Genomic DNA, 9,586 nt, shown 5'->3' on the forward strand with positions numbered 1-9,586 from the left:
AAGCAGGCATTCGTGGCCTCGTCCACGAATGCCTGCTTCGATCTCTTTGGTGCCGCATCATTTTTTCGCGCGAACCGGCGGCCACTTCGCGCAATGATGCTAAGCTCGACGAGACGGCTTGCACGGGTCTCATCGTGCTCGTCCGCGCGGGAACCCACGCGGACCTGTTCGGGCGGTGACCCGTCCGCCTCAAGCCCCGACCAACGCCAGCACGATCTCCCGCCGGTGCGGCCGGTCGCGGTGCTCGATCAGGTAGACGCCCTGCCACGTGCCGAGCGCCAGCCGCCCGTCGATCACCGGGATCGTCAGCGCCGAATCGGTGAGCAGCGTGCGGATGTGGGCCGGCATGTCGTCGGGGCCTTCCGCGCCGTGCGTGTAATCGGAATAGCGCGGGGCGAGCCCGTCCAGCGCAGTCAGAAGGTCAGCCAGCACGTCCGGGTCGGCGTTCTCCTGGATCGTCAGCGAGGCCGAGGTGTGCCGGCAGAACACCGTGACGAGGCCGTCGGCGACGCCGCTGTCGCGCACGAACGCGGCCACCGCCGGGGTGAACTCGGTGAAGCCCCGCCCCGGCGTCGCGATCGTCAGCCGGGCGCCCGCCTGCCGCCGAACCTCGCCGGAATACAACCCCTCGACCCTGCCCAGGCTGCCCTGCTTCATCCGGTCGTCTCCAGGATCGCGCCGGGCATCGCTTCGCGCTCGCCGCGGGCCAGGATGCGCTCCAGGAGATCGATCCGGTCGGCATCGGACGCCGGCTTGTCCCAGCGGATGCGGCTGACGCGAGGAAAGCGCATCGCGACGCCGGACTTGTGCCGGGTCGACCGCTGCACCCCCTCGAACGCGATCTCCAGCACCAATCCCCCCTCCATCCCGTAGCCGACCTCGCGCACCGGCCCGAACCGCTTCACCGTATGGTTGCGGACGTAGCGGTCGAGCTTGGCCAGCTCCGCGTCGGTGAAGCCGTGATACGCCTTGCCCACCGGCACGAGCTCGGGGCCGGCCTCGCCATCGCGCCACACGCCGAAGGTGTAGTCGGAGTAGAACGACGAGCGTTTGCCGTGCCCGCGCTGGGCATACATCATCACCGCGTCGATGAGGTGCGGCGCGCGCTTCCACTTCCACCACGGCCCCTTCGGCCGGCCGGGCAGGTAGGCGCTGTCGCGGCGCTTCAGCATCACGCCCTCGATCGCGTCGGCATCGCCCCCGGCCCCGACCGAGGCCGGGTCGGCGCGGGCGGCGGCCAGATCCGCCCACGATCCGAAGGAGACGAGCGGCGACAGGTCGATGCGGGCGTGGTCGAGGGTGGCGACGAACGCCTCCAGCCGGGCGCGCCGTTCCGTGAAGGCCAGCCCGCGCAGGTCCTCCCCCGCGGCGGTCAGCAGATCGTAGGCGCGCACGTGCGCCGGGAATTCCTCCAGGAGCCCGGCGGTCACCGCCTTGCGGTTGAGGCGCTGCTGCAGGACGTTGAAGCTCTGCACCCGGCCTTCGCGCAGGATCAGCAACTCGCCGTCGAGGGTGCCGGCGAAGGTGACGGCTTCCATGAGATCCGGAAACGCTCCGGAGATGTCCTCGCCGGTGCGCGAGTAGATTTTCGTGATCTGGCGGCCCTCTCGATCGAGGCCGCCGACGAGCTGCACGCGGATGCCGTCCCACTTCCACTCGGCCGAGAAGTCGCCGGGCGCGAGCTTGTCGAAATCGCTCTCCTCCTCGATCGGGTGCGACAGCATCGGCGGCCGGAACGGGGCCGGGTTCAGGGTCTCGGGCCGGGGCCCGCGCCCCTCCGCCCAGGCAAACAGCGTCTCGAACGGGGCGGCCAGCCCGTGCCAGACCTCCTCCACCGCATCCGCCTCGTGGCCGCCGAGCGCGCCGACGGCGGTCTTGGCGAGCCGCGCCGAGACGCCGACGCGCAGGTTGCCGGTGACGAGCTTCAGGAGCGCCCAGCGCCCGGTCTCGTCGAGCGCGTCGAGCCAGGTTTCGAGGTGGCGCGGCAGGTCGGCCTTCCTGGTGGCGGCCAGGGTCTCGACCACCTCACCCAGGGTCGGGACATGCGGCGGCGGGTTGTTGTGGCCCGGACCTCCGCGCGCATCCCCTCCCCCCTCTGCGGGGGAGGGTGGGCCGCGAGCTAAGTCGGGAGAGGGGAGCGCCATGTCAGGCACTGTCGCTCCCCTCTCCCGACCCTCGCTGACGCGAGGGCCACCCTCCCCCGCAGAGGGGGAAGGGTCGCGCGGCGTCCAGATCAGAGCCGTCGTTTCCGCCAGATCCCCGACATAGTTGTGCGACAGCCGGAACAGCACCGGGTCGATCCGCGTCTCGACCAGCCCACGGATCAGCCCGGGCTTGGCCTCGCGAAAACTCAGGGCGCCGGTCATCGCGGCGAGCGCGTAGCCGCGCTCCGGGTCGGGCGTCTTCGTGAAGTAATCCTGCAGCAGGCGGAGCTTGGCGTTGCGGCGCGGCTCGTAGGCGAGGCGGTCGAGGAGGTGGGCGAAGGCGTTCACGCGGCCGCCTCCGCCGCGACGTCCGAGGGCTCGGCGGGCTCGGCCTCGCCGTCGTCGCCGTAGCCGAGCAGGTGGAGCGGCTTGGCGGCGATCCCCTGGCTCCCGCACCAGTGCACCAGCGCGTCCTCCTGCCCGTGCGTGACCCAGACCTCGCCCGCGCCCGTCTCGCGGATGGTGCGGCACAGGTCCGGCCAGTCGGCGTGGTCCGAGATCACCAGCGGCAGCTCGACGCCCTTCTGCCGGGCGCGCGCCCGCACCCGCATCCAGCCCGAGGCGAAGCTCGTCACCGGATCGGGGAACTTTCGCGACCACACGTCCTGGATCGCCGAGGGCGGGCAGAGCACGATCGCGCCCTTCAGGCTTGCCCGGTCGGCGGCGGCGACTTTCGGCGTCTCGCCGAGCGGAAACCCCTCGCGCTTGTACAGGTCGGTCAGCCGCTCCATCGCCCCGTGCAGGTGGATCGGCCGGTCGTAGCCGGCCTGCCGGAGCAGCATCATCACCCGCTGCGCCTTGCCCAGCGCATAGGCGCCGACGATGTGGGCGCGCTCCGGGAACAACGCCACCGAATCGAGGAGCTTGCGCACCTCGCCGGCCGTGTCCGGCATCCGGAACACCGGCAGGCCGAAGGTTGCCTCGGTGATGAACACGTCGCAGGGCACCGGCTCGAACGCGCGGCAGGTCGGATCGTGGGCGCGCTTGTAGTCGCCGGACACCACCACCCGCACGCCCTGCGCCTCGATCGCGATCTGCGCCGAGCCGAGGACGTGGCCGGCCGGGGCGAAGCGGACCGTCACGTCGCCGATGCGGATCGCCGCGCCGAGCCGCGCCTCCTGCGCCGATTCGCAGAAGGTCTCGCCGTAGCGCACGGCCATGATGCGCAGGGTCTCGCCCGTCGCCAGCACGTGGCCGTGGCCGGCCCGCGCGTGGTCGGCGTGCCCGTGGGTGACGAGCGCGCGGGGCACCGCCCAGGTCGGATCGACGTGGAACCGCCCGAGCGGGCAGTACAGGCCTTCGCGGGTGAGAGTGAGAAGGTCGCTGGCGCGGAGCGGCATCGTTCCTGTCGGGCGGGTGATTCGGGGCAGGCGGTGATATAGGGCATGCGTGCCGCCGCCATCACCCGGACATCCGCGACCATGCGCCAGACCGGTTCCGGCGACCTCCTGGCCGACCGCCGCTACGCCTATGCCGAGGGCTGCTTGGCCGAGGGCGACGCCGCGGGCGCCGCCGAGATGGCCGAGCAGGCGCTGGAGCGGGCGCCGCGCTTCGCCGCCGCCTGGGTCCTGCTCGGCCGGGCGCGGGAGGCGTGCCATGGCAAGACCCCCGATCCGGCGCTGTTCCAGGCGGCTTTGCGCGCCTACGAGACCGCCCGCGACCTCGATCCGGAGGACGCGCTCGGCACGCTCGTCCACCTCGCCCGCCTCGGCGCGGGCGGCGCCCTGCCGGCCCTGTCGCCGGCCTATGTCCGGGCGCTGTTCGACGGCTATGCCGGGCGCTTCGAGCGCCACCTCGTCGAGGGCCTCGGCTATCGCGGGCCGGCGCTGGTCTGCGCGGCGCTCGACGCGGCGGGCGCCCGGCGCTACCCGGACGCGATCGATCTCGGCTGCGGCACCGGGCTGATGGGCGCGGCGCTGGGCGCCCGCGTCGCGCGGCTCACCGGCGTCGACCTCGCCCCGGCGATGCTGGCGCTCGCCCGGCGCAAAGGCGTCTACGCGCGCCTCGTCGAGGCCGAGATCGGCGCCTTCCTCGATGGCGAGCCGGCGGCCAGCGCCGACCTCTGCGTGGCGGCGGACGTGTTCATCTACGTCGCCGACCTCGGTCCTGTGCTGGCCGGGATCGCGCGGGTGCTGCGGCCCGGCGGGCGGGCCGCCTTCACCGTGCAGTCGCACGACGGCGACGGCGTGATCCTCGGCCCGGATGCCCGCTACGCCCATGCCGACCCCCACCTGCGGGACGCGGCGGCGCGGGCGGGCCTCGGCCGCGCGTCCCTCCACCCGGCCGCGATCCGGCGTGAGCAGGGCCGGGACGTCGCGGGCCGCATCGTCGTCCTGGCAAAGCCGCCCGTCGCGGCCGGCCCGGCCCCGGATTGAACCTTGACCGTCCCGGAAGATCGGTCGCGCGCATGCCGGCTGCCGGCGTCCCGGAGCGGCGGCATCCCCCTTGCGGACCGATGCCGAGAGCCGTGCCCGGGCAAGCAGGATGGGACACGGCTCCAAAAACGTATCCCTGCAGACGGATTTGGAAGGGCGTCCTGAGCATCATTCCGCTTCGAAGCGGTCGTGGACCCGGTGCCCGGTGCGGGTCCGGTAGGCCGCCCCCGCGCGCTGCCCCGGCGTCGGCGGCGTGCCGGGCTGGGCGAAGCTCGTTTCGGGGCGATAGGCCGGTCCCCAGCCGATCGCGTCGTCGCCGGCCGGGTCCTTTCCGGGAAATCCCGTGACGTAGCCGACGCCCTGGGCCGCGGCCGGCACGGCGCCGGTCCCGAGGATCAATGGGACGGCGGGCAGGAGGACGAACGCCAGGGTTCGGGTCAAGGATGTCCGCATGGGCAGGCTGCGATCGTTTCGGTGCGGCGAGCAGCACCCGGGCTCCCGTCGAACGTGCAGGCCCGCGGCCCGGTTTCCGCCCGCGCCCGCGTGCCGCGTTTATCGCGTGCGCGCGCTGCGGCAGTCTCGTGTCCTTGACCGGAGCGGACGCGGAGCACCGCCATGCAGGATTACAAGGCGGATCTGGCGGAGAAGCTCCGGGCGATGGAGGTGGCGACGGGGGAGGCCGCCGCGGCCTGCCTGCCGGGGTTGCTGGCGCGGCTGCGCCACCACGAGGCGCGGCTTTCCGGCAACCGGCTGATCGGCCCCTGGCGGCGCTGGCGCATCCGCCACCTCGCCCACGCCATCGGCGAGGCGCGCTGGCATGTCGAGCAGGGGCGGCTCGCGCGGATGGGCGGGCTTTCCGGGCGGCGTTAGAGCCGTAACCCGATCACGTTCGATCGGGTGCGGCCCCAGGTCTCCGTTCCGACGCGCGCTTTTACGCCGAACCAGCGTCCCCTTCGACGAAGATCGCTCCCGGAGGATTGCGGGAACGCCCGTCCCTCGTGCAAAGCGGGCGGTCCCTCGCGCCGCACCATCCGGAGACCAAGCCCGTGACCGCAGAGAACCCGCGCCGGCCCGACCATCCGATCGACCCGCTCTTCGTCGAGCGCCGCTCGCCGCGCGCGTTCACCGGCGAACGGGTGCCGGAAGCCGAGCTGATGCGGATGTTCGAGGCGGCGCGCTGGTCCCCGTCCTCCTACAATTCCCAGCCGTGGCGCTTCCTATACGCGCTGCGCGACGACGCGAACTGGGAGACGTTCTTCGGGCTGCTCGTGCCGGCCAACCAGAAATGGGCGGCCGGCACCGGTGCGATCGTCTACCTCGTCTCCAACGAGCGCATGAAGGCCGGCGACGATCTCAAGCCTTCCCCGAGCCATTCCCTCGATGCCGGCGCCGCCTCGCTCGCCTTCCAGCTCCAGGCGAACCGCCAGGGCTGGCACGTCCACGGCATGGGCGGATTCGACCGTGCGCGGGCGCCCACCGTCCTGAACGTGCCCGAGCACCACACCATCGAGGCGGCCTACGGGGTCGGCCGTGCGGTCGCCTACGCCGACCTCGACGCCGAGCAGCGCACCAAGGAGGCCCATAACGGCCGCCGCCCGATCACCGAGTTCGTCTTCGCCGGCGGCTTTCCCGCCGGCTGAGCGTGACCGAGGCCGGGCGCGGCCGCGGACGGCGCCCTGGAGCATCATGACGACACGGCCGATCGCCTTCGACCTCACCCGGCTCGTCACGCGCCTGCGCCATCCGAGCCCGTCGGGGATCGACCGGGTCGATCTCGCCTATGCCCGCCACGTGCTCGACGGCGCGGGCCAACGGTTCGGCCTCGTCTCGACGGCGCTCGGGCCGCGCGTCCTCGGCCGGGCCGAAGCCGCCGGAATCGTCGAGGCCGTCGCAGTCGGCTGGACCGAGGACGTGGCGGCCGGGGAGGACCCGGTCTATCGCCGGCTGGAGGCCCGGCTCGCCGGCCGGCCGGCGGAGGCCGCGGCTGGCCGGACATCCGGACGCACCGGCGTGCTCCGGCGCCGCCGCATCCAGGCCGCGGCCGTGCTCGGGGCCCTGCGCGCCGCCTCGGTCGCGGCGCTTCCCCGCGGCAGCCTCTATGTCCACACCTCGCACCTGCGCCTCGACAGGCCCGAGCGGTTCGACTGGCTCTACGCCCGCGCCGACGTGAAGCCGGTCTTCTTCGTCCACGACCTGATCCCGATCACCCATCCCGAATACGGCAGGCCGGGGGAGGCGGAGCGGCACGCGGTGCGGATGCGGACCATCGGCCGGCACGCGGCGGCGATCGTCGCGAACTCCGCCGACACCGGCGCGCGCACCCTGCGGCGGCTCGCCGCCGACGGCTTCGGCCGGCCGCCGCTCGCGGTCGGGCACCTCGGCGTCGAGGCGGCCTTCGGGCGCGCCGGGCCGCGGCTTACGCCCGAGCGGCCGACCTTCCTCGTCTGCGGCACCATCGAGCCGCGCAAGAACCACCTGCTTCTGCTCCACCTCTGGCGGGCGCTGGCCGAGCGCCACGGGCCGGCGACGCCGCGCCTCGTGCTCGTCGGGCGGCGCGGCTGGGAGGCGGAGAACATCGTCGACATGCTGGAGCGTTGCGCCGCGATCCGCGACCACGTGGTCGAGGTCTCGGGGCTCTCGACCCACGGGCTCGCGGCGCTGACGCGGAGCTGCACCGCGCTGCTGATGCCCTCCTTCGCGGAGGGCTACGGCATCCCGATCGTCGAGGCGGCGGCCTCGGGCGTGCCGGTCGTCGCCTCCGCCATCGCCGTCCACCGCGAAATCAGCGGCGGCTTCGCGCACCTTCTCGATCCGCTGGACGGGCTCGGCTGGATGCGGGCGGTCGAGGACCTGAGCCGCCCGGCCTCGCAGCTCCGGGCGGATCTGGCCGCGCGCCTCGACGGCTACGCGGCGCCGACCTGGGCGGCGCATTTCGCGGCGGTGGACGCGCTGCTCGCCGAAATCCGAACCGAAATCTGAGCGCGGCGCCGATGTTGCGCCGCGCCCGGCTGACGAATAAGGGAAAGCGTCAGTCGTTGCGGCGCGTCATGCCGCGGGCGCTGCCGGCCGGCTGCGGCCAGAGGGCGGCCACCCAGGGAACCAGCCGATGCGTGTTGTCGACCTCGACCGCGATGCGATCAAGCAGGGCCTCTCGGAGGGCTCGATGCTGGTGATCGACGTGCGCGAGCCGCACGAGTACGAGAACGGCCACATTCCCGGCGCTGTGACGCATCCGCTCTCCGCCTTCGACCCGGCGGCGGTCGCCGCGCTGATCGAGGCGGACGGACGCCGCCCGGTGTTCTCCTGCGGCTCCGGCATCCGCTCGGTGCACGCGCTGGAGGCGATGCAGACCACCGGGCTCGGCTTGGCGGAGCACTACAAGGGCGGGTTTCGCGACTGGTCCGCGGCCGGTGAAGCGATTGAATAGCGCCGACCGTGCCGGCGCGGCGGACGGTGCGATGTGCGGTGACGCACAACCCGTCGCAGGGCGGAGGCATACGGGGCCGGTCGCTGGGGAACCATCAATGTACAAGCGTCGGCTCGCAAGCCTCCTCGTGATCGCCGCCGTCGGTGCGCCGCCGGCCATCGCCCAGGCGCCGGGCGGCCCGCCGCCGAAGGTGACGGTCGCCAAGCCCGTGGTGCGCGAGATCGTCGAGAAGGACCAGTTCACCGGCCGCTTCGACCCGATCGAGTTCGTCGAGGTGCGGGCGCGGGTGACCGGCTACATCGAGAAGATCAACTTCCAGGACGGCGCCACGGTGAGGAAGGGCGACGTGCTCTTCGTCATCGACCGGCGGCCCTACAAGGCGGCGCTGGAGCAGGCGCAGGCCGCCCTGACCTCGTCGAAGGCGCGGCTGTCGTTCTCGCAGACCGACCTGGAGCGCGCCCAGACCCTGTCGAAAGGCGGCAACATCTCCGAGCAGGTCACCGACCAGCGGCGCCAGGCCTCGCAGACCGCGCAGGCCGACGTGGACAGCGCCGAGGCGGCGCTCCGCAACGCTCAGCTCAACTACGACTTCTCCGAGGTGCGCTCGCCGATCGCCGGCCGTATCAGCCGGCGCCTCGTCACCGAGGGCAACATCGTCATCACCGACCAGACGATGCTGACCACCATCGTCTCTCTCGACCCGATCTATTTCGGTTTCACCGTCGATGAGAAGTCGTTCCTGAAATACCAGAGCTCGCTCGGCATCGGCATGGGCGAGACCCAGCGCGGCAAGGGCGTGCCGATCCTGATCGCCCTGTCGAGCGAGGCGAGGCCGACCCGCAAGGGCACCCTCGACTTCGTCGACAACCGCGTCGACAACGCCACCGGCACGGTGCTGCTGCGCGCCACCGTCGACAACACGGACGGCTTCATCAAGCCGGGCCTGTTCGGCACCGTCTCGATGCCGGCGACCAAGCCGGCCCAGGGCATCCTCGTCCCGGACGAGGCGGTGGCGGCCAACCAGGACAAGCGCGTCGTCTACGTGGTCGCCGAGGATGGGACGGTCTCGGCCAAGGATGTCAAGCTCGGGCCCAAGGTCGACGGCTACCGTGTGATCCGCGAGGGTCTCAAGGGCGACGAGACGGTGGTGGTCAACGGCACGTCCCGCGTGCGTCCCGGCGCCAAGGTCACGCCGGAATCGAGCACGCTGCCCATGAGCAAGACCTGACACGGCCCTGAGATTCCGCGCGTGAACGCCGGTCCGGACCCTTCGGCCCGGCGCCATGGACGACGCAGGCCGCCGGCTCCGCGAGGGGCGCGGGCCTGAGAGGTTTGATCGATGCGTTTTGCCCACTTCTTCGTCGACCGGCCGATCTTCGCCTCGGTGACGTCGATCGTGTTCCTGATCCTGGGCTTCGTCGCCTACACGTCGCTGCCGGTCTCGCAGTACCCCGAGATCGTGCCGCCGACGGTCACCGTGCGCGCGAGCTTTCCCGGCGCCAACGCCGAGACGGTGGCCGCCACCATCGCGACGCCGATCGAGCAGGAGGTCAACGGCGTCGACAACATGCTCTACATGA

General features: G+C 72.3%; 11 protein-coding genes. 7 read left to right on the top strand and 4 right to left on the bottom strand.

The genetic code is table 11. The annotated features are described in order from the left end of the window. Positions 1 to 189: 189 nt before the first annotated feature. Genes ACFE86_RS19010 through ACFE86_RS19020 form a run of 3 tightly spaced genes read right to left on the bottom strand, consistent with a single transcriptional unit; the run spans position 190 to position 3,544 of the window. Positions 190 to 657, bottom strand: coding sequence for a secondary thiamine-phosphate synthase enzyme YjbQ (locus ACFE86_RS19010; RefSeq protein WP_375456886.1), 468 nt, complete (start codon positions 655 to 657; stop codon positions 190 to 192). Continuing rightward, a complete protein-coding gene (locus ACFE86_RS19015; protein ID WP_375456887.1) occupies positions 654 to 2,492 on the bottom strand; it encodes a cisplatin damage response ATP-dependent DNA ligase in 1,839 nt (612 codons plus the stop codon). Before ACFE86_RS19015 ends, ACFE86_RS19010 begins: the two co-directional genes overlap by 4 nt. Continuing rightward, a complete protein-coding gene (locus tag ACFE86_RS19020) occupies positions 2,489 to 3,544 on the bottom strand; it encodes a ligase-associated DNA damage response exonuclease (protein WP_375456888.1) in 1,056 nt (351 codons plus the stop codon). The genes ACFE86_RS19015 and ACFE86_RS19020 overlap by 4 nt, the downstream gene beginning before the upstream one ends. Positions 3,545 to 3,589: 45 nt before the next feature. Here ACFE86_RS19020 and ACFE86_RS19025 point away from each other — a divergent pair, with 45 nt between their 5' ends. After that, positions 3,590 to 4,579, top strand: a complete 990-nt coding sequence (locus ACFE86_RS19025) for a methyltransferase domain-containing protein (RefSeq protein ID WP_375456889.1) — start codon at positions 3,590 to 3,592, stop codon at positions 4,577 to 4,579. Positions 4,580 to 4,747: 168 nt separating this feature from the next. On the opposite strand, the gene ACFE86_RS19030 is transcribed toward ACFE86_RS19025, so the two are convergent. Next, entirely contained in the window at positions 4,748 to 5,032 is a 285-nt protein-coding gene (locus ACFE86_RS19030; protein WP_375456890.1) for a hypothetical protein, read from the bottom strand. A 162-nt stretch (positions 5,033 to 5,194) separates the two neighbouring features. On the opposite strand from ACFE86_RS19030, the gene ACFE86_RS19035 reads away from it, so the two are divergent. The 6 genes from ACFE86_RS19035 to ACFE86_RS19060 all read left to right on the top strand — a co-directional run. After that, positions 5,195 to 5,449 carry a hypothetical protein gene (locus tag ACFE86_RS19035; RefSeq protein WP_375456891.1) on the top strand — a complete coding sequence of 85 codons (255 nt, stop codon included), beginning with the start codon at positions 5,195 to 5,197 and terminating at the stop codon, positions 5,447 to 5,449. A gap of 176 nt (positions 5,450 to 5,625) precedes the next feature. After that, on the top strand, positions 5,626 to 6,219 hold the full coding sequence (locus ACFE86_RS19040) for a nitroreductase family protein (protein ID WP_375456892.1): 594 nt from the start codon (positions 5,626 to 5,628) through the stop codon (positions 6,217 to 6,219). Between the two features lie 46 nt (positions 6,220 to 6,265). Beyond that, the gene (locus tag ACFE86_RS19045) at positions 6,266 to 7,558 is read left to right on the top strand and encodes a glycosyltransferase family 4 protein (RefSeq protein ID WP_375456893.1); all 1,293 of its coding nucleotides are present in this window, start codon (positions 6,266 to 6,268) and stop codon (positions 7,556 to 7,558) included. Between the two features lie 127 nt (positions 7,559 to 7,685). Beyond that, positions 7,686 to 8,006: a rhodanese-like domain-containing protein gene (locus ACFE86_RS19050; RefSeq protein ID WP_375456894.1), complete on the top strand. Its 321-nt coding sequence runs from the start codon at positions 7,686 to 7,688 to the stop codon at positions 8,004 to 8,006. Between the two features lie 97 nt (positions 8,007 to 8,103). Then, on the top strand, positions 8,104 to 9,234 hold the full coding sequence (locus ACFE86_RS19055) for an efflux RND transporter periplasmic adaptor subunit (protein WP_375456895.1): 1,131 nt from the start codon (positions 8,104 to 8,106) through the stop codon (positions 9,232 to 9,234). A gap of 111 nt (positions 9,235 to 9,345) precedes the next feature. Continuing rightward, positions 9,346 to 9,586, top strand: a 241-nt coding sequence (locus ACFE86_RS19060; protein ID WP_375456896.1) for an efflux RND transporter permease subunit, incomplete at its 3' end; no start/stop codon positions are given.

The sequence above is a fragment of the uncultured Methylobacterium sp. genome, assembly GCF_964244095.1.
Classification (GTDB): Bacteria; Pseudomonadota; Alphaproteobacteria; order Rhizobiales; family Beijerinckiaceae; genus Methylobacterium.